Genomic DNA, 25,942 nt, shown 5'->3' with positions numbered 1-25,942 from the left:
CCAGGGTGTCGATCAGGGTGCCATCAAGGTCGATGATGGCGGCGTCATAAAGGTCTTTTTTCATACGGTGATGGATTATCCGGATCCGCATCCGCGCCCAGCGCACGGCACCCACCTGCATGGCCGCGTCGTTGTAGGCGCTCTGGTCTTCGTCGGACGGGTCTTTTTTGCTCACCCCGACAAAGACAGTCAGCGCCCGGGCGGCCGGTGCAATCACGGCTGGGCTGTGGATGTCCTTGCGGGCCTGCTGGCCACAGCATGGCGCGGCACATCTGAATGCCGCTGCGCAGACCGGGTAGCAACGCTGGCGTTTCAGCGCCCGGGATCAAAGCGGCTCAAGCCGCCAGTTGCGCACGCATGGCGTCGATGACACCACGGTAGTCGGTTTTGCCGAAAATGGCGCTGCCCGCCACAAAAGTGTCGGCCCCGGCATCGGCCACGCGGCGGATGTTGTCCTGCTTGATGCCGCCATCCACCTCCAGGCGAATGTCCTTGCCACTGGCATCGATGCGCTTGCGCACGGCCTCAATCTTGCGCAGCGCCGAGTCGATGAAGCTCTGGCCGCCAAAACCGGGGTTGACGCTCATGATGAGAATGAGGTCGATGTCGTCAATCACCCAGTCCAGCACATCCAGCGGCTCGGCAGGGTTGAACACCAGCCCGGGTTTGACGCCCTTGGAGCGGATCGCCTGGATACTGCGGTGCACATGGCCCGATGCGTCCGGGTGGAAGCTGACGTAATCAGCGCCTGCCTCGGCAAAGGCCGCCGCCAAAGCGTCCACAGGCTGGATCATCAGGTGCACATCAATAGGCACGGCGACACCCGAGGGCGTTTTTGCATGGGGCTTGAGGGCCTGGCACACCATGGGACCAAAAGTGAGGTTGGGCACGTAATGGTTGTCCATCACGTCGAAATGGATCCAGTCGGCGCCGGCGGCGACGACGTTCTGCACTTCTTCACCCAAACGTGCGAAGTCGGCAGAGAGGATCGAAGGGGCAATGCGAAAGGTACGGCTCATACCGCCATTGTCGCAGTTACCATTCCGGGATGCCGAAACCTACCATCGACGTTCACGTGCGCCCCGAATACCTGGCGGAGCAGTCCGATCCCGATGCTTGCGAATACCACTTTGCCTACACCATCGAGATTGCCAACCCCGGCGGCACACCGGCGCAGTTGATTTCCCGCCACTGGATCATTACCGACGCGCTGGGGCATGTCGAGGAAGTCAAGGGCCTGGGCGTGGTGGGCCAGCAGCCGCTGTTGCAGCCCGGGCAGGCCTTTGAATACACCAGCGGTTGTCGGCTTCGCACCGCAACGGGCACCATGCGCGGGAGCTTTCATTTCGTGACAGAAGAAGGCACCCCCTTCGAGGTGCCCGTGGAGCGCTTCTACCTGGATGCCTCGGACAGCGCCAAGCCCCACGTATTGCACTGATTTCCACGTTTCCCATGGAATTCCTCCCTGTCTGGCCGCTACCGGTCAACACCCTGTTTTTTTTCGGTTTTTTGCTTTTTTGCGGCTCGCTGGGTGGATATGTGGCCCACCGCTGGCCCTGGCTGCCCAGTATCACGGGGTTCATGGTGGTGGGGCTGTTCGCTGGCCCCAACGTATTGGGACTGATCAGCCCCGAGGCGCTGGCGCAATCGCGCATCGTTGTGGATGTCGCGCTGGCGCTGATTCTGTACCGGCTGGGTCTTTCGTTGGACGTCAAGCGCTTCATCAACGACCGCTCTCTGGTGGTGATTTCTGTAGCGGAGAGCGCCCTCACCTTTGTGGCCGTCTACTTTTGCCTGGAATGGATCGGTATCTCGGGGCTGCCTGCAGCGGTGATTTCGACCATCGCGATTTCTTCCTCGCCTGCGGTTCTGATCCACGTCGCCCACGAGCTGGGTGCATCCGGGCCGGTGACGAATCGGTCCATGTCGCTGGTCGCCTTGAATAACGTCATCGCCTTCATGGCCTTCGCTGCGGTATTGCCAGCCTTGTACGGGCAGGCCGAAGCGCCCGTGTCCATCATGATCGGCGCGCCGCTCTACCAGGTACTGGGGTCGGCGGCGCTCGGTGCCATCATGGGGTGGGCACTGCACGTGGCGGCGCGCAAAACCAAAGCAGCGCACCAATACCAGCTCGCTCTCGTGATCGGCGCCGTGATGATGACAGTGGGGGCCGCCCTCGTGCTCAATTTGTCCCCCTTGTTCGCCCCCTTGATGCTCGGTATGGTCGTACGCAGCCTGGAGCGCACCAACCTGGTGGCAGACATTGAGTTCGGCCCCTCGTTCGAACTGTTCTTTATTGTTCTCTTCGTCTATGCCGGCGCCAATATGCATGTGTCGGAGATGCTCCAGTACTGGCCCGCTGCATTGGCGTTTGTGTTTGCGCGCAGCGGCGCCAAGTGGCTGGGGGTCACGCTGGCCGCGTCTGCATGCCGTACGCCCCTGCGACAAGCGGCCACCAGCGGCCTCCTGCTGATGCCCATGGCCGGTCTCGCCATCGGTCTCGTCAATACCACCACGACGCTGTTCCCTAACGAGGGGCTGATTGTGGGCTCCACCGTGCTTGCGGCCGTGGCCATTCTGGAAACAATAGGGCCGCCCATCGCGGCCCGTGCACTGCGCTGGTCTGGAGATCGGCTCGACGCAAATGGCGCTGCGGACAACACCCCTGCGCCGGACACGGGCGACGTCTGCGCACATGGAATCGCCAGCGCGCCCGACGTTCCTGCGCCTTGAGATCCGCTGACGGGCCCGCCCCATCCCCTGCGCGGCCCCGTTGAAAATATCCATGCCAGAGGCGCCCTGGTGGCACATGGGCGATGATCTCCGGCATGCGGCGATACTCCACAGCCTGCGCAAAGGCTTCTCCGGAGTTGATCCAGAGATCGCCACGGGGCCACGACCGCTTGTGTCACAGTCCTACAAGCGTCTTTAGTATCTAACGGTAAATTCGCTGGTGTCCGGCGATGTCGGCCGCAACACATGCCTTTGGCGAACGGCCCCACCATGGCAGCCGACTGACCGCCTGATCGAGAGGAATCCATGACATGAACGAGATTTTGAGCTTCTGGGCGCAATGGCTGCGCCCTTCGGCAGGGTTACCCACGGTGCAATGGTCGCTGCTGCTCGCCGTGGCGGCCATGACCGGCTATCTGCTGCAGCGCCACACCGGCCTGCCCAAGGTGGTGGGCTACTCGCTGGTGGGCGCGGTGGCCGGGCTGGCCGGTTTCAGCGGTGCGGTCTGGCCACTGCAGGGCATTGGCCTGTTCTTGCTGGAACTGGGCATCTCCATCGTGCTGTTTGAATGCGGTGGACGGATTCCGCTGCGCTGGTTCCGCCACAACCCCATGGTGTTGGTGCAAAGCGTGGCCGAATCTGCGCTGACCTATTTCGCGGTGTACTGGGTGCTGCTGTGGCTCGATGTGCCCGCCCGGGTCGCAGGCCCGCTGGCTCTGGTGGCCCTGGCGGCTTCGCCTGCCGTGCTGACCCGCGTGGTGGCCGACACCGGGGCCGCCGGCCCGGTGACAGAGCGCGCCATCGTTCTGGCCACACTCTCGACGCTGTATGCGCTGACACTGGGCAGCGCCCGGGCTGAGCTCATCAACCGCTCCAGCATCACCTTCATGGACACGGTTTACCCTGTCGTCGTGGTGCTGGGCGTCTCCATCATCGTGGCCGCCGTGCTGGCGCTGGTGCTGCGCATGGCACTGCGTTTTATGAGCCCGACGAGCGAGAACACCTCCATGTTGCTGCTGGCCCTGATCGCCGCTGCGGCTGCCGTGGCCGCCCACATGGGCGGGTCCGCGCCCTTGGCCGCGCTACTGAGTGGCATGCTGCTCAAGCAGCTCAACCCACGCCCCTGGGCCTGGCCACGCCAGTTGGGCAATGCCTCGTCGCTGCTGACCATGCTGATGTTCGTGCTGGTGTCCACCGTGGCCGCACAGGCCGACTGGAGCGGCCCTGTGGTCGGTGCTGTACTGGCCCTGATCGTGGTGCGCCTGCTGGCCAAGGCGCTGGGGGTGGCCGTGGGCAATGTGGGCAGCGGTTCGAGTTGGCTGCAGGCACTGTGGGTAGGCTGTGCGATGACACCCATGTCAGCCATCGCGCTGCTGATTGCTTCGCAGTTTGTGCTGGCTTCGCCTTCCACGGGCCACCTGATTGCGCGCGTGGCCCTGCCCGCCATTTTGCTGATGGAGGTGCTGGGCGCGGTGATTGCCACAGTGGCCATCTACCGTGCGGGAGAAAGTTCCAAGCCCTGGGCGCCTTTGGCCCGTGGCAACCGGGGAGACAACCGTGAGTCTTGAAGCCTTCAACCATTCCGAACCGCTGACGTTGGGTGTCGAACTGGAACTGCAACTCGTCAATACGCACGACTACGACCTGGCACCCTATGCCGAGGACATGCTGCGGCTCATGCACAAGACGCCGCTGCCCGGCAGCGTGGTGCCCGAGATGACGAACAGCATGATCGAGATCTCCACCGGCATCTGCCACTCGTCGAGCGAGGTGCTGGGGCAGCTGAGCCAAATCCGCGATGCGCTGGTGAAAAGTGCCGACAAGCTCAACATCGCCGTGGTCGGCGGCGGCACGCACCCGTTCCAGCAGTGGCACGAGCGGCGCATCTACGACAAGCCGCGCTTTCAGGAGCTCTCACAGCTCTACGGCTACCTGAGCAAGCAGTTCACCATCTTCGGTCAGCATGTGCACATTGGCTGCCCCAACGCCGACGCCGCCCTGCTCATGCTGCACCGCATGTCGCGCTACATCCCGCACTTCATCGCGCTGTCGGCGTCCAGTCCGTACGTGCAGGGTCAGGACACAGCCTTCGATTCGGCCCGGCTCAATTCGGTGTTTGCCTTCCCGCTCTCGGGCCGCGCGCCCTGCGTGCTCACCTGGACCGAGTTCGAGCAGTATTTCGACAAGATGACACGCACCGGCGTGGTCAAGAGCATGAAGGATTTTTACTGGGACATCCGCCCCAAGCCCGAATTCGGCACCATCGAAATCCGCGTATTCGACACCCCGCTGACCATCGAACGCGCCGCCGCGCTGTCGGGCTTCGTGCAGTCTCTGGGCGCCTGGTTCCTGGCCGAGCAGCCGTTCACGCCCAGCGAGGACGACTACCTCGTCTACACCTACAACCGCTTCCAGGCCTGCCGCTTCGGCATGGATGCGGTGTATGTCGACCCAGCCACGGGCGACCACATGCCGCTGCGTGAGCACATCCTCAAGACCATGGACCAGATCGCAGGACACGCCGCCGCCCATGGCGCAACCGGGGCGCTGCACCTGCTGCGCAATGAAACCCAGGCGGGCCAGAACGACGCGCGCTGGCTGCGCGAGCGCCAGCGCGAAGAGCAACTGTTGGCCGAGGTCAGCCGCCAGGCAGCGCTGCGTTTTCGCGGAGTGAATTGACTCCCCCCTGCGTCGCCTGCGGCGCCTTCCCCCCAGGGGGACGCCGCCTGCGCGGCGGGGCGGCCCTTGCGCGGCGACCGCTGGCCTGGGCCGCGCCTGCGCGCACGCAGCGGACTTGTTCAACACCACCACAATCCACACCATGGGTGAATTTGACCTGATCGCACGCTACTTCACGCGCCCGGTGCGCCCCGATGGTGCTGTGGCCCTGGGCGTGGGCGACGACTGCGCGCTGCTGGCGCCCGCGCCGGGCATGCAGTTGGCGGTGTCGAGCGACATGCTGGTCGAAGGCCGGCATTTTTTTGCCGGCACCAACCCCGAGCGCCTGGGCCACAAGGCACTGGCCGTCAATTTGTCCGATCTGGCGGCCTGCGGTGCGCGGCCGCTGGCGTTCACGCTGGCACTGGCCTTGCCGCAGGTGGACGCAGCCTGGCTGGAGGGCTTCTCGCGCGGCCTGCTGCAGCTGGCCGATGCGCACGGCTGTGAGTTGGTGGGCGGCGACACCACGCAGGGGCCGCTCACTATCTGCATCACCATTTTTGGCGAAGTGCCGGCCGGCCAGGCGCTGCTGCGCAGCGGTGCGCGGCCCGGCGACGACATTTATGTGAGCGGCACGCTGGGCGATGCGCGCCTGGCGCTGGAGGCTTTGCAAGACCAGGCCGCCGCAGCCGCCCTGCCCGCCGAAACCCTCGCCGCCGCACGCCTGCGCCTGGAAGCGCCAACGCCGCGCGTGGCCCTGGGCCTGGCGCTGCGCGGCGTGGCCAGCGCGGCGATGGACGTGAGCGACGGCCTGCTGGGCGACCTGGGCCACATCCTGCGCGCCTCGGGTGTCGGGGCCTGTGTAGATACCTCAATAACTATTAATTTGATAGCTTGTAGCGCTTTATCAGAAAGCGTTCCAAGCCATTTTGACCTTAAATTTCTGCACCAGTGCACCCTGGCTGGTGGCGACGACTACGAATTGCTGTTCACCGCGCCCCCTGCCGCCCGTGCCGCCGTGGCCGCGGCGGGCCAAGCCTGCAGCACACCGGTCACACGCATCGGCCGTATCGAGGCCGAACCCGGTGTGCGTCTGATCGATGGCCAGGGGCAGCCGGTGCTCCACCGCTACGCCTCGTTCGACCACTTTGCCTGACAACCCCGCGAATGGGGAGCAGCACGATCTCAGGGCGTGCGCGCCATGGCACGCTGCACCAGCCCCTCGGCTTTGAGCCGGTCGAAGGCCTGCTGCGTGCGCTGCGCGACCTCCAGCGGGGTCTGCAGGCTGTAGGCCATGTACAGCCCGGCAGAGACTTCCTCCAGCGTCAGCACCCGCTCCAGGTCGGCACAGTCGAATGCGGCCTGCTGACACATCAGGCGGGCATCGCCGGTGGTCAGGGGCACCAGGTCCACCTGGCCGCTCAGCAGCTTGCGGAAATTGTCCAGAGGCTGGGCCGAGACCACCAGCTGCTTGAACCCCTTGGCGCGCAGATACTGCTGCCGCACATCGTCCCGCATGACGCCAATCGTGAACGTCTTGGCCGATTCCAGGGAACTGATATCGAGCACGTTGGATTTGAGCCGGTACAGGTGGTACTGGATTTTCATGATCTCGCCCACCCAGCGGAACTGCGATTCACGGGCCGGAGTGCGTGCTATCAGGAAGATGAGCACATTGGGCTCCTTGAGCGCCATGTCATAGGCCCGCGCCCAGGGGTACAGGTGCACTGTGTAGTCTTTGAGACCGGCGCGCTGCAAGGTTAACTCGACCACTTCGGTGGCGCTCCCCACCACCTTGCCGCCCTCTATGGAGGTGTAGGGCGTCGTTTCGGTCACCGCCCGGATGGGCGGCGCTTGGCATGCTGCCGCACCCGCCCAGAAAATCCAGAACAACAGAATGGCACGTTTCATGCGGTCTCTCCCACAGGGTCGGAAGGTGCCGACACATCGGGCCCGGCAACCTGGTTGCGCCCCGCAGCCTTGGCGCGGTACAGCGCCTGATCCGCCTCTTCGAACAAGGCCTCGAAGTCACGGTCCGCGCCGGGTTCCAGTACAGCCAACCCGAAACTGATCGTCACCACCTGGGCTGCCTGCGAATGCAGGTGTTCGATGGCGCACGCCGCTACGGCGGCGCGCATGCGCTCGGCCATCTTGAAGGCTGCAGAGCGGCTCGTCGCGGGCAGCAGCGCAGCAAACTCTTCGCCGCCAATGCGCGCCACCAAATCACCCGCTCTGCCCAGCTGCGCTTGTAAAGCATGGGCCACGACAACGAGGCACTGGTCGCCCATGGCGTGGCCATAGTGGTCGTTGTAGTCCTTGAAATCATCGATATCGCAGATGAGCAGGGCCAGGCTTTGTTGCTCCCGCCGAGCGCGGCGCATTTCGATGATTCGGGCTTCGTCGAAATGCCGCCGGTTGGGCAGGCCCGTCATCGGGTCGGTGCGCGCCAGGCTTTGCAACTGGCCATTGGCCGCCTGCAACTCAGCGGTGCGCTCATCGACCAAGTGGGCCAATCGATCCCGGTGCTCGGCCAGTTCCTGCTCATAGCGCTGTTGGCGCTCCAGGTGGTTTGCCAGACTGCCCTGCAACTGGTTGACACCCGAGACCAGTTGGGTCAATTCGTCCTGGTTCTGGCTGTTGCGCTGCAGGCTCAGGCGGGTACCCAGGTTACCGGGACGCACGCCCTCCAAATGCGATGCGATGCGCCGCACATGCACCGTAACCATGCGATTGAACACCAGCATGATCAGGCCCGCCAGCATCAGGGATTGCAGCAACTGCGCCACCACGATGGTGAACAACTGGCTACGCAGACGCTGCCATAAGACATGCTTGTCGCCGTACAAAACCAGTTCACCGACCTCTTCGCGGGCGCCGGGATAGGGAGAATAGGTCAGTCGCATGCTGCGCGTTGGCGCCCAGCCCAGGCCGGACCAGCTTTCGTGCGCGCTCTCGAAAATTTCAGGCGGACGATTCGCCAGAGTGACCTTCAACACGATTTTCCCCACTGCCGGAATGCCCTTGGCGCTTTGCACCTGTGCTTGCAGTGCCTCCCGGTCAAGTTCCCAGATGGCCTTGGACAGGGTGTCACCGTAAATCTGTTCGATCTGCGCCAGTTCGGCATCCATCCGGCTCAGGCCTTCATTCCATGCCGACCAGGTCAGCGCCATGACCGATGCCAGGATGAACAAGGCACAAAACACCAGCGTGGCCCACACCAGCCGCCATCCCAGGGAGCGCTGGCGCACCGGTGCAGGGGGCGCGCCCGTCTCTGGCGGCGGGCTCACTGCCACTTGCGCTGCAGCCTGTCAAAGCTGCCATTGCGCTGGAGGGACTCCAGCGCCTTGCGAAAGCGCTCCACAGTGGCATCGGACGTCTGGGCACCGAACGCCATGTAGTAGCTCTGCGAGCTCAGCTCCGGAATGGCCAAGGCCTTGTGCAGTGCTTTTTCCGGGTTCTGGCCCGCCTGGCGCACCAGGTGATAAGCGGTGAGCTGGTTCATGATCCACAAATCAATACGGCCCAGCCGCAGTTTTTCGTAGTTGAGTTCGTTCTTGGCGCTGGCTTGCAGGTTCTTGCCTTTGACAAATCCCTTGGACAGCAAGAACTGTTCGCCCACACTCTGGTTCACTGTGCCGATCTGCAAGCCCCTTGCTTTCTCCAACGACGAAAGGGAGAGCGCCTTGTCCGCCAAAGAAAACAGGTAGTACTCGGACGGTGCAATCACGCCCACCCATTTGAAGCGCTTTTCGCGCTCTGGCGTGCGCACCATGGAATAGATCAGCACGTCGGGGATGTTGCTGGCCGTTTCATAGGCGCGCGCCCAGGGCATCGACTGGAACTGCCCCTGCAAGCCCAATTCCTGAAGCACGGCCTCGACCACCTCAGTACCCAGGCCGGTGATCTTGCCGCCGTCGGTGTAGTTATAGGGCGGAAACTCTTCCGTGAGGATGCGCACCGGCCCACCCGTCGCACCCGCCAAGCGCCAGCCGCCGCACAGCAAACCCATCAGGCATGCCAACTCGCGCCTGCGAACACCGATATGTGTGTGCTGCTGTTCTGCCATGGTTTCTGGATGACTGGTACCTGCCGTGGAAGAAAACCAAAAGCCCTGCTGGCCCTGCTCATTTCAGTATCGGGTGACCGGCCCACGCGGTCAATGGCTAAGACCCAGGACACCGGGGGCCGAGCCCGGTTGTGGCGCACTACGCACGGATCATTTCAAAGAGCCAGGTCTATGGGAGTGCTTGAGCAGTTGCAGCACCAGTGGGTGCGCCACCTTGCGTTCGGTGCTGATGGCGTAATAGTGCTCTTCCACCCCGTCACAGGCGCCGACCAGCCGCACTTTGCAGCGCTGCAACAATTCATCCTGGGCCGCCACCGCACCAGGAAACACGCCCAGACCGGTGCCACCAAACGCCTCCAGCAGCGCGTTGTCCTCGAACTCACCCACCACCCGCGGGCGCAGGCCCTTCTGGGCCAGCCACTGATCAATAGGATTGCGCACGATGGAGTGCATCGTGGGCAACAGCACGGGCAGCGACTGCAGCGACTCTGGAAACCCCTCGACCGCCTGTGCCCACCACTGCGCCGCCGCATACCAGCCCATGGCCGAGCTGCCCAGCGGGTGGTTGTGCACCTTGAGCCGCGGATTGAAGGGCGCCGGGTGGTCGGACAACACCACATCCAGCTTGTGCACAGCCAGTTCGGCCAGCAGGTCGGGCATTTCACCCTCCAGGCACACCAGTCGCAGCCCATCCACCTGGAGCACGGGCCGCAACAGGCGCTGCACCTCCAATTTGGGCAGGCCATCGGCAATGCCCACCACCAGCCGTACCGAGGGGCTCTGGGCGGCGGCGCGCACCAATTCAGGCAGGGCCTCGCCCAACTGGAAGATCTGCTCGGCCTGCCGCAAGGCCACCACCCCCGCCTCGGTCAGCGCCAGCCCGCGGCCCGCCGGGCGCAGCAGTTGGCAACCCAGGTCGCGCTCGAGTTCACGCACCTGGGTGCTCACGGTCTGGACCGCCATATCCAGCCGCACAGCGGCCTGCGACATGCTGCCCGCCTTGGCCACCATCCAGAAATAGTAGAGATGGCGGTAATTGAAGTTTGCGCTCATATTCCGATATTACAGAAGTGAATCTCATATTCAATCTGCTTTTTTAGAAGTCACACATCCTCTATCCTCCGATTTCTTCTGACTTTGGAAATCCCCATGAACCATCCTGCCACCTACCAGGGAAGCACCACCCGTAGCTCTCTGGGCAGCACCCTGTCGACACATCGGGTGCTGCGCAATACCTATGCCCTGTTGTCCATGACGCTGCTGTTCAGCGCCGCCGTCGCAGGCACAGCCGTCGCCCTGCGTTTGCCCGCACCGGGCTTGATTCTTACTTTGGCGGGCTATTTCGGCTTGCTGTTCCTGGTGCACAAGGTACAAAACAGCGGTTGGGCCTTGGGGGCCGTCTTTGCGCTCACCGGCTTCATGGGCTATACCCTGGGGCCGGTGCTCTCGGCACACCTGGCCTTGCCGGGCGGCGGACACACCATCGCTCTGGCGCTGGGCGCCACAGGCGCCACTTTCCTGGCCCTGTCAGGCTGGGTGCTGGCCACCCGGCGCGACTTCAGCTTCATGGGTGGCTTTTTGTTCGCCGGCATGGTGATCGCCATCCTGGCCGGGCTGGCGGCCATGTTCTTCCAGATCCCGGCGCTGGGCCTGGCGGTATCGGCCATGGTGGCCTTGCTGTCGGCCGGGCTGATCCTGTTCGAGACCAGCCGCATCGTCAACGGCGGCGAATCCAATTACGTATTGGCTACCGTGGGTCTCTTCGTCTCGCTTTTCAACCTGTTCACCAGCCTGCTGAGCCTGTTCGGCTTCGGCAGCAACGACTAATCCCCAAGGAACCTTTATGACCCACACCTACCGCACCACTACCGCTGTCATCGCACTGACCGTCGCCGCCCTGGCCGCCCCCACGCTGGCGCACGCCAAACGCATGGGTGGGAGTAAAGCACGCTCCATTCCTCCGGCCAGCATCGGCAAGGCACCGTCCACCCCTGCGGCCCCGGTGGCGCCCAAGGCCCCTGCAGCCCCGGCCGCTGCGGCAGCACCGGCAGCGGCAGCGGCTCCTGCCGCACGCGGCCCGGGAATGATGGGCACCATGGGCGCAGCCGCTGTGGGCGCGGTGGCCGGCACCATGGCCGGCAATGCGCTGGCCAGTGGCAGCTCCACCGAGAAGGATGCCAAGGCCGCCAAAGCCGCCGAAGCCCAGGCCGCCGAGAAAGAAGCCCAGGAGCTGCAACGCAAAGCCGATGAAGCCAAGGCCAAGGCCACTGCCGCGCGGGCCGCAGCCCAATAAGGTATGACCCGGGGTAGCATGTGCGGCAAGTTTTTACTCCGCACATCCCAGGAGCGCCCCGTGAACCTCCCATCGTTTTCCCCGCAGCCGCTGGTATTCGCACTGGCCTGCACCGCGCTGCTGTGCAGCGCAGGCGCCGTCGCAGCCCAAGAGAGCGCCTCGCGCATCGCCCGTGTCACGGTCTACCCTGGCAGCGCCACCGTAGAGCGTGTCGCCAAGGTGGCTGCGGGTGCGCGCAGCCTGACCATGGCCTGCCTGCCCGCCACACTGGACCCGCAAAGCCTGCAGATCAGCGCCGAAGCGGGCGTGCGCGTGGGTGAGTTCAATGTGCTGACCGAAGACCGCGACGTCGCCTCGGCCTGCGCCAGCCCACTCGACGGTCGCATCCGCGAGCTTGAAGACCAGATCGCTGCCGTCAAGGCTGAATCGGGCGCGCTGCAACTGGTGGACAGCTACCTCAAAGGGGTTGCCGCTGGCAGCGCGGGCGAGGCCGCCGCGGGGGGCCGCGCCCTGCCCGCCTCCCCGGCGCAGATCAGTGCCACCGCCGATGTGCTGCGCAAATCCGGCCAGGATGCGCTGGCCCGCGCCCACCAGCTCAAGCGCCGTCAGGAGGCGCTGGAACTGGCGCTCAAGCCCCTGGCGGCCGAGCGCGACCGCGTGGCCAGCCAGCGCACGCGCGTGGTATCGGTCACCGTCAACCTGGCCACCGAGCGCGACGCCGAACTGCGCCTGACCTACCAGGTGCGCGGCCCCGGCTGGCAACCCAGCTACCGCGCCACGCTCGATGCCCCCAAGGCCAGCGTGCAGCTGGATCGCCTGGCGCTGGTGGCGCAAAACAGCGGCGAGGACTGGAGCAATGTGCAGCTCACGCTCTCCACCGGCCAACCTAACCGCGCCACGCAGGGCCGCCTGCCCCATCCCTGGACCCTGGACGTGGCACCGCCGCCCCAGAGGGCAGCCCAGGCGATGGCCATGGCACCCGCCACACCGGCACCGATAATGCGCGAGCGCGGCAACGCAGTGCCCGACACCATGCCCAGCTTTGACGTCAGCACCCTCGACAAGGGTTTTGCCACCGAATTTGCGGTGCCGCAGCGCATCACCGTGCCCTCGAACGGACAGCGCGTCACGCTGGCGCTGGGCATGCAGCTGACCAGTGCCCAACTGCTCACCCGCACCGCACCGGGCGTGGAAGAAGCCGCCTACCTGGTGGCCGAGATTGCGCCACCGCCAGGCGTCTGGCCGCCTGGCGCCGTGGGCCTGTACCGCGACGGCGCCTTTGTGGGCACCGGGCGCCTGGATTTCAGCGCCAGCGCCGCCCGCACGCCGGGCGCGCCGCCCACCACCAGCCTTTCGTTTGGCCGCGATGAACTGGTACTGGTGCGCACCGAGGCACCCCAGGACATGACCAGCACCACCGGCCTGACCGGCTCGCGCACCGAGCGCCAGACACGCCGCAGCTACCAGGTAGAAAACCGCCACAAGAGCAGCATCGACCTGCAGGTGCTGCACGCCACACCGGTCTCGCGCAACGAAAAAATCGAGGTGGAATCGCGCTACCAGCCGCAGCCCACCAGCCTGGCCTGGAACCAGCAGCCAGGCACCATCGCCTGGCTGCAGCCCCTGGCGGCCGGGGCCACGGCGCAGTTCAGCGCCGAGCACACCATCCGCTACCCCAAGGACATTGAGCTGCTGGAGCGCCCATGAGCAGCGCCCTCCCCCTGCGCCCCACGGTGCGCTTTTTGCTGGCCCACCCCGCGCACTTCATTGCGCTGGGCTTTGGCTCGGGCCTGTCGCCCAAGGCGCCCGGGACGGTGGGCACCCTGTGGGCCTGGCTGGCATTCCTGGTGCTGCAGCCGTGGTTTGCCACGCCACTGCAAATGGGCCTTTTGATCGTCGCCAGCACGCTGGGCGGCTGGTGGGCCTGCACTGTCACCGCGCGCCACATGGGCGTGTCCGATCCCGGCAGCATCGTCTGGGACGAGGTGGTGGCTTTCTGGCTGGTGCTGTGGCTGGCCATGCCCATGGGCTTGTGGGGCCAACTGGTGGCATTTGCACTGTTCCGTTTCTTTGATGCCGCCAAGCCGGGGCCCGTGGGCTGGGCCGACAGTCTGTTCAAAGGCTTTGGCTGGCGTGGCGGCTGGGGCATTTTGTGGGATGACTTTGTCGCGGCTTTCTGCACCCTGCTGGTGATTGCACTGTGGAGGTTCTGGTGAACCCACACCACCAATTACTATCAAAAAAAGAGCTGCTAGCGCTTGATGGTATTGCGTTAGAGGCCATTTTGACCAATATTTCCGATTTCCTGCTGGCCCAGAACCAGATGCTGGCCACGGCCGAAAGCTGCACGGGCGGCCTGATTGCTGGGGCCTGCACCGACCGGGCCGGTTCCAGCCAGTGGTTCGAGCGCGGCTTCGTCACGTATTCCAACGCCGCCAAGTCCGAGATGCTGGCCGTGCCCCGCACGCTCATCGACCAGCACGGCGCCGTGAGCGAGCCTGTGGCCCGCGCCATGGCCGAAGGGGCCCTGGCGCACTCTGCCGCCCAGGCCAGCGTAGCCGTGACGGGCGTGGCCGGGCCCACAGGCGGCAGCGCTGACAAGCCCGTGGGTACGGTGTGGCTGGCGTGGTGTGTGCACGGGCGCACCTACAGCGAGCACCAGCATTTCGCAGGCGACCGCGCCGCCGTACGCGCCGCCACCGTGCGGCATGCGCTGGTGCAGCTGGCGCACCTGCTGGGGCCCTAGAAGCCTGTCGGCCTTGGAAATCGTCGGCTGCACATCGGCCGCAGCGGTCCATTCTCGCTTTCGACGCTCCAAGCCCAACAGACTCCTAGCGACACGTAGCGAGCGGTTACGCACTGGGGGGCAACCCGCTTGCATTCAGCGCCACACTTGCTTTAATGGGCCTTCGCCCCCGCCCGGCACACCTTGCGGCACAGAACCGGTGCGGGAGACAGGGTGCTCACACAGCTGCACTGGATGCCACGCGCTCGTCTTTTTTTCTTCCGCAGCCTTCGGGGCCAGCTGGCCCTGTGGTTTGGCGGACTCTCCCTGCTCACGCTGCTCAGCGTTGGCCTGTATGTGGGTCGGCTGACCACACAGCAGGTGGCTGCCACGGCGGGCGCCTCCATTCACGCCACCGCACGCGCCGCCGCCGATCTGCTGGGGGCCAGCTTGCGCGAACACGAGCTCGACATTGTGCTGCTGAGCCTGGCCCCGCACTTCACCCGCGGCGAGCTGACCCAGCCTGCCGTGCTGCGTTCGCTGGAGCAACGGCGCCAACTGCGCGAGGAATATGCCTGGATGGGCGTGGTCAGCCCCCAAGGCACCGTGGTGCAGGCGGTGGACGGTATTCTGCAAGGCCAATCCGTTGCACAGCGGCCCTGGTTTATTGAAGGGAAAAAGCGGATCTATGCCGGTGATGTACACAAAGCCCTGCTGCTGGAAAAGCTGCTGCCGCAGCAAGCGTCTTCCGAACCGCTGCGCTTCATCGACATTGCCGCCCCTGTCCGCAACCTGGAAGGCACCCTGGTCGGCGTGGTGGGCGCCCACATCCACTGGCGCTGGGTCACGCAGACGGTGCAGGCCGCCTTCGACCAGCACGCCCGGGACCAGGGCACCGAGATTCTGATTGCCAACGCCGACGGCGAGGTGCTTTACCCGCAGTCGCTGGTCCACCACTCGCACCTGGCCCCCGTAGCGCCCCAGGGTACGGGCGCACGCTACGCTCGGCTGCGCTGGGACGATGGCCAGGAATACCTCACCAGCCAGGTCACGGTTGACACCCGCACGCCCCACGGTCTGGGATGGCGCATCGTGGTGCGCCAGCCGCTGGAGCAGGCCCTGCAGCCGGCACACGCGCTGCGCAGCAGGCTGCTGGCGCTGGGCTTGCTGGCGGCCATGGTGTTCAGCCTGGTGGCGCTGTGGCTGGCCCGTTCGTTCAGCCGCCCCATTGAGCAGTTGGCGCGGGCCGCGGGTCAGATCGAGCGGGGCGACCGCCATGCCGACTTTCCGGTGGACCATCGCCTGGCCGAAGTCGAACAATTGGGCCAGTCCCTCCAGTCGATGACCACGGCGCTGCTGGCCCATGAACGCGAACTGGCCACCGTCAACCAGTCGCTGGAAACCCAGGTGCTGCAGCGCACCAAAGCGCTGGAAACCGCCAACCTCGAACTCGAACGGCTGGCCACCCGCGATCCGCTCACCGGCGTGCACAACCGGCGGCACTTCGATACCAAGCTTCTCGAATGCTTCCAGACCAGCCAGCGCACCGGCAGGGGGTTTGCCGTGCTGCTGCTCGACGCCGACCATTTCAAGCAGGTCAACGACACCCACGGCCACCCTGCAGGGGACGCCGTCTTGCAACAACTGGCGCACCTGCTGGATGAAAACACCCGTGCGGTCGATTTTGTAGCCCGCTATGGCGGCGAAGAATTCGCAGTGCTGCTGCCACACACCCCAGGGGGCGAGGGCAGCATGGCGGCGGCAGAAAAAATACGCGCGGCCATCGCCGCAGCCGACTTCCCGGAAATCGGCCACATGACGGTCAGCATCGGTGCCAGCGTATGGAACCCCACCGACACCCACGCCCATGCGATCGTCGAGCGCGCAGACAAGGCGCTTTACCAAGCCAAAGGTGCGGGGCGCAACCTAGCGATGGCATCCTAAAGGCCAAGGCGCCTCAGGCGCCGTGGCACTTTTTGAACTTCTTGCCGCTACCGCACCAGCAAGGGTCGTTGCGGCCGGGCTCGGGCGGCTTGCGCAAGGTTTCTACGCGCGGGCCCATGCTTTTCCAGATCTGGCGCAGGTCGTACACGGCCCAGATGGCTTCGCCAAAGGCTTCCACACGGGCCTTGCTGGTGCTGGGCGGGCCGTCGTCGCTGTACATGCAGATTTCGGGCTTGCCGGTATCGTCTTCGGTCAGCGCAACGATGTGCCCCATCGCATCATCGAGCCACTGCGCGGCTTCCTTGTCGCGCGGCGCGGCCCATTCGTCGGGCCAGTTTTCCACGGCAAACATGAAACCCAGCGCCCACACTTGGGCAAAAGAGGGAATTTCCTGGCCTTCAAGTTCAGCACGCTCATCCTCGGGCAAGCAGGCCACAGCGCCGCGCATATCCATGGCTTCGGGGGCGTAGGCCTGGTCTTCGTCCAGCGATTTCACATCGGCATCGAGTTGCTGCTGCACTTCGTTCCACCGGAGCATCCACAGTTCGATAAAACGTGCCTGCTGCGCCGCATCGGCAAACACCGGCAGCAGCGGCAGGGGTTCGCCCTCGGCCACTTCCAGGGCTTCACCGTCGCCCAACAGCATGGGCAGGTATTCTGCGGGACCAATGGGCCGCCGGGTGCACACCAGCGCGGCCATGAAACCGTCGCAAAACTCCCACTGCGGAATCTCTTCGCCGCGTGTGCGCAAATCGTCCAGCAGGACGTCGAGTTCATCGAGCTCGTCGGGGCCAAGGGCCGGTGCACCGGCGTCGGGAGTGGTGGGTTCAGTCATGGGGGCTCCGTTCATGGTGCAAAGGCTTTTATGATGCCCCGGGTGGTGCCACATGGCAGCGCCGTGGGGGCTGGCGCGCAGGGCCAGCCCACGCACGGCGGCAAGTGTAGCGCCCCACGCCCGCTGGCCGAACCCCTATCGCACTGCCCATGCCGCACGACACCGACACCCCCCATCGCCCCGATTACGCCGCTTTCCTGCGCCAACAACTGGCCCTGCAGCAACCCACCGTGGCGCGCTACATGCTCAGCGAAGAGCAGGTCTGGCTCAAGAAGGCTGGTGCACGCCACGGCATGGGGCGCTACCGCGTGCTGGGCGCACTGGCCCGATGGACGCAACTGGAGGTGCTGCGTCCTGTCCCCAATCTGGGTGGCACGGCGGCCATAGCCACCGAAGCCCGGCGCCTGCACGACCTGGCAGCGCGGGGCTTGCGGGTTCCCGTGCTGCTGGCCCGCCAGGATGACGGCCTGCTGCTGCGCCATCTGGGCCGCCCGGGCGAACCGGCCCCCTCACTGGGCGACGAGATGCAGGCAGCCATTGCGCAGGGCCCTGCGGCCGTGCAGGAGTTGTGGCGCCAGGGCCTGGAAGCACTGCAACAGGTGCACAGCACGGGCACCAGCCTGAGCCAGGCCTTTGCGCGCAACCTCGTGCGCTGCCCCGACGGTGTGGTGGGTTTCATCGACTTCGAGGACGACCCCACTAGTGCCCTGCCCCTGGCGCACTGCCAGGTGCGCGACGCGCTGTGCTTCGTGCATTCCACCGCCCTCTATCTGCGCGAGAGCGGCGCGCTGGAGTCGGCTCGCCTGCTATGGGCGGCCTGGGTGGCGCAGCAGCCCGCCAGCGTGCAGACCACACTGACCCACAGCATTGCACGCCTGGCCTGGCTGCGCCATCTGCCACAAAATCGTCGCCTGGGGCGTGACCTGCAGCGCGCACGCGCCGCGTACGCCCTTTTGACGCCAGTGATACCCGCATGACAGCCCGTGTGCGCATACGGCGGCACACTGGCGTTTGCCAACCCATAGGAGACACCCAATGAAACTGATTACCGCCGTGGCGCAGACCGCCACCGTAATGTTCGACACCGCCGCGACCGTGGCCAAGGCCGAAACCCTGATGGCAGAAGCCGCAGCGCGTGGCGCACAGGTGCTGGTGTTTCCCGAGGCCTTCATCGGCGGCTACCCCAAGGGGGCCGATTTTCACATCTTCATCGGCGCACGCACTCCCGAAGGGCGCCAGGATTTTCTCAAATACTACGAGGCGGCCGTGACGCTGGACGGCCCCGAAATTGCGCAGTTGGCCCAGGCCGCAGGCGCGCACAAGCTCTACGTCTGCGTCGGCATCATCGAGCGCGAGGGCGGCACGCTGTACTGCACCGCCGTGTACCTGGGGCCTGAGGGCACCGTGCTGGGCCACCACCGCAAGCTCATGCCCACGGCACTGGAGCGCCTGGTGTGGGGCTACGGCGACGGCTCCACCCTGCAGGCAGTGGAAACCCCCTTTGGCAAGCTCGGCGCCGTGATCTGTTGGGAGAACTACATGCCCGCGCTGCGCATGGCCATGTACCAGCAGCGCGTGGCGCTGTATTGCGCGCCCACGGCCGACGACCGCGACAGCTGGATCAGCACGATGCAGCACATCGCCATGGAAGGGCGCTGCTTTGTGCTGTCGAGCTGCCAGCACCTGCGCCGCGCACAGTTCCCCAGCGCATCGATGCACAACCGCCTCCCCGACGACCCCGAAACGCTGCTCATGCGTGGCGGCAGCTGCATCATCAGCCCCGCAGGCAAGGTGCTGGCCGGGCCCGTCTATGGTGAGGATGTACTGCTGACCGCCGAGATCGACCTCGACGACATTCCCCGCGCGCAGATGGATTTCGACCCCGTGGGCCATTACGCGCGGCCCGACGTGTTCCAGCTGGCCGTCAACACCGCAGCACAACGCGCCGTGCAGCTGGAGCCTGGCGCCAGCACCGCCCCGCATCGCCCATGAAGGTGACCGACGCCATCACCCGGCGCATGTCGGTGCGCGCCTTTCGCCCAGAGGCGCCACCCGCTGCCACCGTGCGCGGCATTCTGGAAACCGCCGCACGCGCCCCTTCGGGCGGCAACCTCCAGCCCTGGCGCGTGCATGCGCTCACCGGCACTCCCCTGGCCGAACTGTTGGCGAAGGTGGCCGCTGCGCCGCTGCAGGCAAAGCCCGAATATGCGGTCTATCCACCCAACCTGTGGGAGCCTTACCGCACCCGACGGTTCGAGAACGGCGAGCAGCTTTACGCCACGCTCGGTATCCCGCGCGAAGACAAGAGCGCACGCCTGCAGCAAATGGCGAAGAATGCTCGGTTCTTTGGCGCGCCCGTGGGTATTTTTCTCAGCATCGATCGTGACATGGGCGCGCCGCAATGGGCCGACCTGGGCTGCTATCTGCAGAACGTGATGCTGCTCGCGGTAGAGCAAGGCCTTGGCACCTGCCCGCAAGAGTTTTGGGCATTCTGCTCTGAACCGGCGAAGGCATTCCTGGGCCTGGGAGCCCGCCAGACACTGTTTGCAGGCATTGCCTTGGGTTATGCGGACGAATCTGCCGCCATCAACCAGATGCGCACGACGCGCGTGCCTTTCGAAGAGTTTGCACAAATGCGGGGATTCGCGGGCAACTGAACGGCCCAGGCTTCAAAGCCTCTTGCGCGTCTGCGCAAGTCGCGGCGCCCACCTACACGGCTGCGTGCGTTGACGAACCACACCGCACTAGCCGCCGCTCTACACTCTGGGCCGGATACCTTTTTGGCTCCGCGTATCCGCACACCTTCATGCCCACACCCTTATCTACCTCTGCCTCGTCGGGCACTCCTCCCGACGGCCGTGGCGCAGGCGATCCCTCAAAACCCCCAAAAATCCGGCCCAGGCGCACGCCAGCCTTGTCGCTTTCCGCCTGGAAGCAGTTCATGGGCGTTGCAAGACCCTATTGGCAGGGCGACAAGAAACGCACGGCGTGGGGGCTGTTGGCGTTGCTGATTGGCCTCATGGTCTTCGAGACGCAGTTAGCGGTCATGCTGGTCGACAAAAGCGGAGAAATGACCTCCGCGCTGGCCAGCAGGGATGCGGATCGCTTCTGGGCTGCGGTGCGCACCACGCTCTACGTGCTGGCCTTTGCGGTACCGGTTTATGCGTTTTACTACTACATGCGCGATGCGTTCTCCAACTATTGGCGCCGCTGGTTAACGCTGCGTTTTTTGGATGGCTACCTGGGTGAGCGCAAGTACTACGAAATTGGCGCGCGCGGCGACATCGACAACCCGGACCAGCGCATCAGCGAGGACATCAACACGTTCACCGGGCGCTCCACCCACTTTCTGCTGGTTTTCATTGGCTCCCTGATGCAACTCGTCGCCTTCAGCGCCGTACTTTGGTCCATTTCGCACACGCTGGTCGCCATCTTGGCTGTCTACGCCTTTCTCGGAACCTTCGGCGCCCTGTACTTGTTCGGTACGCCGCTCATTCGCCTGAACTTCTGGCAGTTGCGCCGTGAGGCTGATTTCCGTTTCAGCCTGATGCGACTGCGCGAGAACGCTGAATCGATAGCCTTCTACCGCGGTGAAGCACAAGAGCGCGCGCAGCTCAATCAACGCTTTGACGCCGCATTCAGCAACTTTGCCCGAATGATCAAGAAGCAACTCTCGCTCAACCTGTTCCAGCGCGCCTTCAGCCAACTCACCCTGGTAGTGCCCAGCGTCGTGCTGGCAGGCACTGTGCTGGCGGGCGAAATGGAAGTGGGCCGCGCGGTGCAGGCGGCGGGCGCTTTCACTGCGGTGCTGGCGGCCGTCTCGCTCATCGTGGACAACTTCGAGAGCTTGAGCCGCTTTGTGGCGGGTATTGACCGGCTGCACGCGCTCTCGCAGGTAGTGCTCAAAACCCCGGCCGCTCCAACACCGTGGGCCGAGCCACCAGCGATGGACGGGGTAGCAGCCGTCATGAAGACAGATCCCTCGCCCACGATTGGGAGGCGCGCTGGCGACACCTTGGCCATCGAGGGGCTCACACTGTATACGCCCGATTTCCGCCGCATGTTGATACAGAACTTGTCGCTGCACATCGCATCCGGAGAGGCGCTACTTATCACAGGCCCGAGCGGCTGTGGCAAGAGTTCGCTGCTGCGCGCCATTGCCGGCTTGTGGAACAGCGGCAGCGGCATGGTGCAGCACCCGCCTATCGAAGACATGTTCTTTTTGCCACAACGCCCTTACATGCAAAGTGGCACGCTGCGCAGCCAGATCGTTTATCCGGCGGCCACGACCGAACTTGCAGATGAGCGGCTGCTGGAACTGCTCCAGGCGGTGCACCTCGAGACGCTGGCCGAGCGGGTCGGCGGGCTCGATGCAGTGCACGATTGGGAAAAACTGCTGTCCACCGGTGAGCAGCAACGCCTGGCGTTTGCGCGGGTGCTGGCATGCAGTCCCCGCATGGTGATTCTGGACGAAGCCACCAGCGCGCTCGACAGTGCCAACGAAACCGCGCTCTACCAGCGGCTGCGCGAAAGCGGCATCACCTTGGTAAGCATTGCGCACCGGCATGCGGTGCTGCAGTACCACAGCCATGTGCTGGAGTTCAAGGACGACGGTGCCTGGCAGCTCAACGCCGCTGCTGACTTTCAATTCGCAGAGTGAAGCAAGGCTCTCTGCAATCGAGCCAGCTCACACCACGCCCATGAGAGCAATGGACGTGACAGCGTCTGTGTCATCAGCGTGCAGCGCGTACGCAGACACTGCCGGTCACCGCGCGGAACTGGAACACCTGCGCCCAGGAACGCTGGGAGCCTTCCGTTCGAAGCTTGGGGCGGCATACGGGAATTCAAGCAATATTAATGCCATGTCCGCCTCCGAAGGTATTTTCTGAAAATCACTCAATGGTTTTTCTGCATTGCCACTTCGATCTGACGAGCCAACGCGGCCGCCATTAGCTGACTGCCTGCTGTGGTGAAGTGTCCTGAGTCTATATACATCAAAATTCCATTTCGATTGACATAGCAATACCGCGCATCACATAGCTCATCCAACGTATTGAAAATACTCACATCATGCAGGCCATCTACAGCGCGCCCCACCAGCGCATCGTATTCACGACGCTCGAAATCAACAACATCTCGGTCACGGATGCAGTCAGCAGGTTGTCGCCTCCAGGCCGGTCGAACCTCACTTGCACACGCAGTCACCGTAGAGAGCATCGGGTAGGTTGGAATAGATTTGACAAGTATTATTTTTTTCTGCTGCGCCAACAATCTCTCCATGGTTTTACGAAGACCTGCCTCATAAGCTTGCGCAACCGTTTCCGTTTGTGCTCTCTCCATACTGCGAATATTATCTGCCGGCAAATACATCAAGTAAGCATTAGACAAAATCACCAGCTTAACATCTGGGTCTGATTCAATACGCGCCAATGCCTGCCGAGTCAACTCTGGCGATCCCCGATGATCATGATGCGGAACATAGCCCTCACGATATTTAGTACCTTCCAAATAAGGCCACCCTGGAGTAGCAATAGTCTCTAATCGATCACCATACAGCAGAGAAAGTCCGTAGGAGAAGTGCCCCGCATTACTGTCGCCCAACAAGACCACTTTGTTCCGACTCTGGATCGCAGGCCTTTCATACTCCAGCAAGGGCGTATTTGCATAGGGCGCCGGCGTGAGTGAAAGTTTATTTTTATAAATCAATCCAGCTAGCATGCCCATCAAAACCATCAGACCCAATAGCACTAGGGCGAGAAGATTTTTGTGCGTTACGCGCTTCACCAAAGGCCGTTCCACACAATGGTAAGTCAGCATTGCCAACACCATCGCACCCAAAAGGGCTAGATTTCGGTGAGTAGATGTCCATTGCCCATCACCAATCAGCCGGGCAAAGACCAGCAAGGGCCAATGCCACAAATACAGTGGATAACTTATTTTTCCGATGTAGACAACGGCAGGATAAGAAAGTACCTTGCGGTTGAACCAGGCTTCAGGGCCTGCAAGCATGAGCATGACAGTTGCTGCAACGACCGCTATGACATAAAAACCAGGAAAGGCGTCAGCATGCATGGGCGTCCATTGCGTCGCCGCAAGCATTCCAATGCCGCACCATCCCAGAGCATTTTGGACGCCACGCTCCCTCAACAGGGAATCCTCATTCATCCGTACATTCTCTCTGCGCCACTGAATGCAGGCAAGCAACCCACCCGAAGCCAACTCCCAAAATCTTCCCATGGGCAAATAAAACCCTGCAGGCTGACTCTTACTCGTCAGAACAAGGTTCACCACAAGAGAACCAAACAAAATCACCAAAGATGTCGCGACAACCGAGCGTTTTTTCCAATGGGCCAAAAATAATACCAATGGCCATATTAGATAGAATTGCTCCTCCACCCCCAGCGACCACAAATGCAAAAGTGGCTTTAATTTGCTCGCAATATCCCAATATCCAGCCTCTAAATAAAAATTTATATTAGCAGCAAAAAACACACTGTAAAGAACAGATCCCCCCATCAATCGGTACTCATCAGGGTACATCACCAGCGGTGCAAAAAATATGCAAAAACACAACACCAGCAACAACCCTGGGAATATCCTATTGACCCTTCGAATATAGAAATTTCTAATTGAAAATTTCTCTTGATTCAACTCTCCCAATAAAATCGATGTAATTAAATAACCTGATATTACAAAAAATACATCCACACCCACATATCCGTTGGGAAGTAATTTGGGGAAAGCATGCACCGCAAGCACCATAGACACAGCGATAGCACGCAAACCATCAATATCCGCTCTATATTTAATATTTTTATCCCCCCCCACCAAGCACCTCTTAATTTTTAGCTACTGGATCTTCGCCGCAAGAAAAGTCGACTTATCTCAAAATTTCACAAGCGACCAAATAGGATTGGACTAAAACGTCACGATGCCAAGTCTGCACGAATCCACCTCCGCCGCAATGGTCGGCATGGCATGCACGCCCAACACCAGCAGCCGCTTGTGCAGGCTGAGCACAGCACGATCCTTGCTGAGCAAGAGAGCGTTGTGCTGCACCGCCAAGTCGATAAACTGCTGATCGTCTGGATCCTTGCACACGGCGCTGGCGCGGGGCGCGGGGGGCACGGCACAGGACTTCGCATCAAAAGCCTGCAACACCTGCTGCGCATTGAGTCCGTAGTGGGCTAGGCGTGGCGCGATCTGCGGATAACCCAAAACGCGCGCAAGTTCAACACGCATGGCCGGCGCAGCAATCCAGTGCAAAGCGCCGCTGGCCAGTAAGAGTCTGAGAGAAGCCACGGTTTCGTCGGAAAACACCAATAGATCAAGCACGATATTGGTGTCGATCACCACCGACCGCGCAATGGTCGCTGCCGACTCAATCGCCATCGACCGCCTCGGTTGCGGCACTGCCCGGCCGAGTGCGCGCGGCGCCCTTGACCATGTCGAAACGGAACAGGCGGCACTCGATCGGGCCGTTCCACATGGGCACGCGGCGCGATTCTTTCAGGCGCATCTTGCTGGGGAGCTTGAGGTCGGGCGTCAGCATCCAGGCCGTCCAACCTGCATAATTTTTCTTCCAGTGCGCGGCCAGTTGGCTGAAGAATTCGCCGCCATCGTCGGTGTGCGCCGCCTCGCGTCCTACGGCGTCGCCCTGGGCGCGCTGGGCAGCACGCTCAGAGGCGTTCTGCCCCGCCGCGCCAGCGGCCGCAATGCGCTCACCGTAGGGCGGGTTCAGCAGCATCAGGCCTGGTGCATCGCACGGTGGCATGCGTTGCAGCGCGTCGCCGCCACGCAGTTGTATGGCACCAGCCACGCCCGCACGCTCGGCGTTACGCTGGGAAAAATCGACCATGCGGTGCGATACATCACTGCCAAAAATGGCTACAGCGCTTTTCTGTTCTTCGTTATGTGCTGCATTTTTTATAGCATTCCAGACATGGGACTGGAAAGGCAGAAGTTTCTCAAAAGCAAACCGGCGACGCAGGCCCGGCGCGATGCGGCAGGCGATCTGCGCCGCCTCAATGATCACGGTGCCGCTGCCGCAGCAAGGGTCATACAGTGGCATGGGCGCATCGCCATGCGGATCCCAGCCGCTGGCGGCGATCATGGCGGCGGCCAGGGTTTCCTTGAGCGGTGCGTCGCCCTTGTCCTCGCGCCAGCCGCGCTTGAACAGGGGCTCGCCCGAGGTGTCGATATAGACCGTGGCCTCTTCTGTGGTCAGGTGCAGGTGGATGCGCATGTCCGGCCATTGGGTGTTCACGTCCGGGCGTACGCCGCTCTTGGCACGGAAACGGTCCGCCACCGCGTCTTTCACGCGCAGACCGGCAAAGTTCAAGCTGGTGAGCGGGCTGTGCTGCGCCGTCACCTCGACCTTGAAGGTCTGGCGCGTGGTAAACCAGATCTCCCAGGCCACGCTGCTGGCCGCTTCGTACAGGTCGTTTTCGTTGCGGTAGGGGCGGTGGGCCAGCTGCACCAGCACACGCTGCGCAAGGCGGCTGTGCAGGTTGAGCAGCATCGCATCGCGCCAGGACGCACGCAGCAGCACGCCGCCGCGTCCGGTGAGCAGATCGTTTCCCGTGAGGCCAGTGATACGGTGCACCTCGTCGGCCAGAAAACCCTCCACGCCAGCGGCGCAGGGTAAAAAGAGTTGAAGTTGGTTCATAGCAAGCCCCGAGGATAAGG

General features: G+C 63.2%; 25 protein-coding genes. 15 read left to right on the top strand and 10 right to left on the bottom strand.

What is annotated here, in order from left to right:
- Together ACYVOC_RS08370 and rpe are read right to left on the bottom strand one after the other, a co-directional pair.
- The coding region (locus tag ACYVOC_RS08370) for a hypothetical protein (RefSeq protein ID WP_461161463.1) at positions 1-217 on the bottom strand (217 nt) is incomplete at its 3' end.
- A 118-nt stretch (positions 218-335) separates the two neighbouring features.
- On the bottom strand, positions 336-1,019 hold the full coding sequence (rpe, locus tag ACYVOC_RS08365; RefSeq protein ID WP_116005003.1) for a ribulose-phosphate 3-epimerase: 684 nt from the start codon (positions 1,017-1,019) through the stop codon (positions 336-338).
- Positions 1,020-1,048: 29 nt separating this feature from the next.
- Between rpe and apaG the strand changes: the two genes are divergently transcribed.
- The 5 genes from apaG (at position 1,049) to thiL (ending at position 6,547) form a co-directional block, all read left to right on the top strand.
- Positions 1,049-1,438, top strand: a complete 390-nt coding sequence (gene apaG, locus ACYVOC_RS08360) for a Co2+/Mg2+ efflux protein ApaG (RefSeq protein WP_116005004.1) — start codon at positions 1,049-1,051, stop codon at positions 1,436-1,438.
- Between the two features lie 14 nt (positions 1,439-1,452).
- A complete protein-coding gene (locus ACYVOC_RS08355; protein ID WP_116005005.1) occupies positions 1,453-2,733 on the top strand; it encodes a cation:proton antiporter in 1,281 nt (426 codons plus the stop codon).
- 311 nt (positions 2,734-3,044) lie between these two features.
- Entirely contained in the window at positions 3,045-4,301 is a 1,257-nt protein-coding gene (locus tag ACYVOC_RS08350) for a cation:proton antiporter (protein WP_116005006.1), read from the top strand.
- Positions 4,291-5,412, top strand: a complete 1,122-nt coding sequence (locus tag ACYVOC_RS08345; protein WP_461161462.1) for a YbdK family carboxylate-amine ligase — start codon at positions 4,291-4,293, stop codon at positions 5,410-5,412. The genes ACYVOC_RS08350 and ACYVOC_RS08345 overlap by 11 nt, the downstream gene beginning before the upstream one ends.
- Before the next feature lie 142 nt (positions 5,413-5,554).
- Complete coding sequence (thiL, locus tag ACYVOC_RS08340) at positions 5,555-6,547, top strand: thiamine-phosphate kinase (protein ID WP_461161461.1); 993 nt, start codon at positions 5,555-5,557, stop codon at positions 6,545-6,547.
- A gap of 29 nt (positions 6,548-6,576) precedes the next feature.
- Here the strand turns inward: thiL and ACYVOC_RS08335 are convergent, their stop codons facing one another.
- The 4 genes from ACYVOC_RS08335 to ACYVOC_RS08320 all read right to left on the bottom strand — a co-directional run bounded on the left by ACYVOC_RS08335 (position 6,577) and on the right by ACYVOC_RS08320 (position 10,510).
- A complete protein-coding gene (locus ACYVOC_RS08335; protein WP_461161460.1) occupies positions 6,577-7,302 on the bottom strand; it encodes a substrate-binding periplasmic protein in 726 nt (241 codons plus the stop codon).
- A complete protein-coding gene (locus ACYVOC_RS08330) occupies positions 7,299-8,678 on the bottom strand; it encodes a GGDEF domain-containing protein (protein WP_461161459.1) in 1,380 nt (459 codons plus the stop codon). Before ACYVOC_RS08330 ends, ACYVOC_RS08335 begins: the two co-directional genes overlap by 4 nt.
- Complete coding sequence (locus ACYVOC_RS08325; protein WP_199562998.1) at positions 8,675-9,457, bottom strand: substrate-binding periplasmic protein; 783 nt, start codon at positions 9,455-9,457, stop codon at positions 8,675-8,677. The genes ACYVOC_RS08330 and ACYVOC_RS08325 overlap by 4 nt, the downstream gene beginning before the upstream one ends.
- Positions 9,458-9,607: 150 nt before the next feature.
- Positions 9,608-10,510, bottom strand: a complete 903-nt coding sequence (locus tag ACYVOC_RS08320; protein ID WP_116005010.1) for a LysR family transcriptional regulator — start codon at positions 10,508-10,510, stop codon at positions 9,608-9,610.
- Between the two features lie 96 nt (positions 10,511-10,606).
- Here ACYVOC_RS08320 and ACYVOC_RS08315 point away from each other — a divergent pair, with 96 nt between their 5' ends.
- The 6 genes from ACYVOC_RS08315 to ACYVOC_RS08290 all read left to right on the top strand — a co-directional run bounded on the left by ACYVOC_RS08315 (position 10,607) and on the right by ACYVOC_RS08290 (position 16,419).
- Positions 10,607-11,284 carry a Bax inhibitor-1/YccA family protein gene (locus ACYVOC_RS08315; protein ID WP_116005011.1) on the top strand — a complete coding sequence of 226 codons (678 nt, stop codon included), beginning with the start codon at positions 10,607-10,609 and terminating at the stop codon, positions 11,282-11,284.
- A gap of 16 nt (positions 11,285-11,300) precedes the next feature.
- The gene (locus ACYVOC_RS08310) at positions 11,301-11,750 is read left to right on the top strand and encodes an ABC transporter substrate-binding protein (protein ID WP_461161458.1); all 450 of its coding nucleotides are present in this window, start codon (positions 11,301-11,303) and stop codon (positions 11,748-11,750) included.
- 18 nt (positions 11,751-11,768) lie between these two features.
- Entirely contained in the window at positions 11,769-13,457 is a 1,689-nt protein-coding gene (locus ACYVOC_RS08305; RefSeq protein ID WP_461161481.1) for a DUF4139 domain-containing protein, read from the top strand.
- A complete protein-coding gene (locus ACYVOC_RS08300) occupies positions 13,454-13,966 on the top strand; it encodes a phosphatidylglycerophosphatase A family protein (RefSeq protein WP_461161457.1) in 513 nt (170 codons plus the stop codon). The genes ACYVOC_RS08305 and ACYVOC_RS08300 overlap by 4 nt, the downstream gene beginning before the upstream one ends.
- Before the next feature lie 107 nt (positions 13,967-14,073).
- Complete coding sequence (locus ACYVOC_RS08295; RefSeq protein ID WP_461161480.1) at positions 14,074-14,496, top strand: CinA family protein; 423 nt, start codon at positions 14,074-14,076, stop codon at positions 14,494-14,496.
- Positions 14,497-14,730: 234 nt separating this feature from the next.
- Entirely contained in the window at positions 14,731-16,419 is a 1,689-nt protein-coding gene (locus tag ACYVOC_RS08290) for a sensor domain-containing diguanylate cyclase (protein WP_461161456.1), read from the top strand.
- Between the two features lie 13 nt (positions 16,420-16,432).
- Here ACYVOC_RS08290 and ACYVOC_RS08285 read toward each other — a convergent pair whose 3' ends face one another.
- Positions 16,433-17,254 carry a YecA/YgfB family protein gene (locus tag ACYVOC_RS08285; protein ID WP_116005017.1) on the bottom strand — a complete coding sequence of 274 codons (822 nt, stop codon included), beginning with the start codon at positions 17,252-17,254 and terminating at the stop codon, positions 16,433-16,435.
- A 149-nt stretch (positions 17,255-17,403) separates the two neighbouring features.
- Here ACYVOC_RS08285 and ACYVOC_RS08280 point away from each other — a divergent pair, with 149 nt between their 5' ends.
- The 4 genes from ACYVOC_RS08280 to ACYVOC_RS08265 all read left to right on the top strand — a co-directional run bounded on the left by ACYVOC_RS08280 (position 17,404) and on the right by ACYVOC_RS08265 (position 21,914).
- Complete coding sequence (locus tag ACYVOC_RS08280; RefSeq protein ID WP_461161455.1) at positions 17,404-18,231, top strand: BUD32 family EKC/KEOPS complex subunit; 828 nt, start codon at positions 17,404-17,406, stop codon at positions 18,229-18,231.
- 58 nt (positions 18,232-18,289) lie between these two features.
- Positions 18,290-19,246: a carbon-nitrogen hydrolase family protein gene (locus tag ACYVOC_RS08275; RefSeq protein WP_461161454.1), complete on the top strand. Its 957-nt coding sequence runs from the start codon at positions 18,290-18,292 to the stop codon at positions 19,244-19,246.
- Positions 19,243-19,911, top strand: coding sequence for a nitroreductase (locus ACYVOC_RS08270; protein ID WP_461161453.1), 669 nt, complete (start codon positions 19,243-19,245; stop codon positions 19,909-19,911). Before ACYVOC_RS08275 ends, ACYVOC_RS08270 begins: the two co-directional genes overlap by 4 nt.
- 284 nt (positions 19,912-20,195) lie before the next feature.
- Positions 20,196-21,914, top strand: a complete 1,719-nt coding sequence (locus ACYVOC_RS08265; protein ID WP_461161479.1) for an ABC transporter ATP-binding protein/permease — start codon at positions 20,196-20,198, stop codon at positions 21,912-21,914.
- Positions 21,915-22,150: 236 nt separating this feature from the next.
- Here the strand turns inward: ACYVOC_RS08265 and ACYVOC_RS08260 are convergent, their stop codons facing one another.
- From ACYVOC_RS08260 to ACYVOC_RS08250, 3 genes are all read right to left on the bottom strand, one after another.
- Positions 22,151-24,082 (bottom strand): acyltransferase family protein, encoded by a 1,932-nt coding sequence (locus tag ACYVOC_RS08260; protein WP_461161452.1) that lies wholly within the window; start codon positions 24,080-24,082, stop codon positions 22,151-22,153.
- A 90-nt stretch (positions 24,083-24,172) separates the two neighbouring features.
- Positions 24,173-24,610 carry a putative toxin-antitoxin system toxin component, PIN family gene (locus ACYVOC_RS08255; RefSeq protein ID WP_461161451.1) on the bottom strand — a complete coding sequence of 146 codons (438 nt, stop codon included), beginning with the start codon at positions 24,608-24,610 and terminating at the stop codon, positions 24,173-24,175.
- 25 nt (positions 24,611-24,635) lie between these two features.
- Complete coding sequence (locus ACYVOC_RS08250; RefSeq protein WP_461161450.1) at positions 24,636-25,922, bottom strand: THUMP domain-containing class I SAM-dependent RNA methyltransferase; 1,287 nt, start codon at positions 25,920-25,922, stop codon at positions 24,636-24,638.
- Positions 25,923-25,942 lie beyond the last annotated feature (20 nt).

The organism is Simplicispira piscis (assembly GCF_054783455.1).
Note: the sequence above shows the minus strand (reverse complement) of the source record. Positions and strands in the feature narration are given on the sequence as shown.

Excerpts from the sequence above, each read along its gene's own strand:
- ACYVOC_RS08300 (WP_461161457.1), top strand. The coding sequence starts at position 13,454 with ATGAGCAGCGCCCTCCCCCTGCGCCCCACGGTGCGCTTTTTGCTGGCC.
- thiL (WP_461161461.1), top strand. The coding sequence starts at position 5,555 with ATGGGTGAATTTGACCTGATCGCACGCTACTTCACGCGCCCGGTGCGC.
- ACYVOC_RS08325 (WP_199562998.1), bottom strand. The coding sequence starts at position 9,457 with ATGGCAGAACAGCAGCACACACATATCGGTGTTCGCAGGCGCGAGTTG.
- ACYVOC_RS08355 (WP_116005005.1), top strand. The coding sequence starts at position 1,453 with ATGGAATTCCTCCCTGTCTGGCCGCTACCGGTCAACACCCTGTTTTTT.
- ACYVOC_RS08335 (WP_461161460.1), bottom strand. The coding sequence starts at position 7,302 with ATGAAACGTGCCATTCTGTTGTTCTGGATTTTCTGGGCGGGTGCGGCA.
- ACYVOC_RS08275 (WP_461161454.1), top strand. The coding sequence starts at position 18,290 with ATGAAACTGATTACCGCCGTGGCGCAGACCGCCACCGTAATGTTCGAC.
- ACYVOC_RS08290 (WP_461161456.1), top strand. The coding sequence starts at position 14,731 with ATGCCACGCGCTCGTCTTTTTTTCTTCCGCAGCCTTCGGGGCCAGCTG.
- apaG (WP_116005004.1), top strand. The coding sequence starts at position 1,049 with ATGCCGAAACCTACCATCGACGTTCACGTGCGCCCCGAATACCTGGCG.
- ACYVOC_RS08280 (WP_461161455.1), top strand. The coding sequence starts at position 17,404 with ATGCCGCACGACACCGACACCCCCCATCGCCCCGATTACGCCGCTTTC.
- ACYVOC_RS08315 (WP_116005011.1), top strand. The coding sequence starts at position 10,607 with ATGAACCATCCTGCCACCTACCAGGGAAGCACCACCCGTAGCTCTCTG.
- ACYVOC_RS08285 (WP_116005017.1), bottom strand. The coding sequence starts at position 17,254 with ATGACTGAACCCACCACTCCCGACGCCGGTGCACCGGCCCTTGGCCCC.
- ACYVOC_RS08310 (WP_461161458.1), top strand. The coding sequence starts at position 11,301 with ATGACCCACACCTACCGCACCACTACCGCTGTCATCGCACTGACCGTC.
- ACYVOC_RS08250 (WP_461161450.1), bottom strand. The coding sequence starts at position 25,922 with ATGAACCAACTTCAACTCTTTTTACCCTGCGCCGCTGGCGTGGAGGGT.
- ACYVOC_RS08270 (WP_461161453.1), top strand. The coding sequence starts at position 19,243 with ATGAAGGTGACCGACGCCATCACCCGGCGCATGTCGGTGCGCGCCTTT.
- rpe (WP_116005003.1), bottom strand. The coding sequence starts at position 1,019 with ATGAGCCGTACCTTTCGCATTGCCCCTTCGATCCTCTCTGCCGACTTC.
- ACYVOC_RS08305 (WP_461161481.1), top strand. The coding sequence starts at position 11,769 with ATGTGCGGCAAGTTTTTACTCCGCACATCCCAGGAGCGCCCCGTGAAC.
- ACYVOC_RS08350 (WP_116005006.1), top strand. The coding sequence starts at position 3,045 with ATGAACGAGATTTTGAGCTTCTGGGCGCAATGGCTGCGCCCTTCGGCA.
- ACYVOC_RS08320 (WP_116005010.1), bottom strand. The coding sequence starts at position 10,510 with ATGAGCGCAAACTTCAATTACCGCCATCTCTACTATTTCTGGATGGTG.
- ACYVOC_RS08265 (WP_461161479.1), top strand. The coding sequence starts at position 20,196 with ATGGGCGTTGCAAGACCCTATTGGCAGGGCGACAAGAAACGCACGGCG.
- ACYVOC_RS08295 (WP_461161480.1), top strand. The coding sequence starts at position 14,074 with ATGCTGGCCACGGCCGAAAGCTGCACGGGCGGCCTGATTGCTGGGGCC.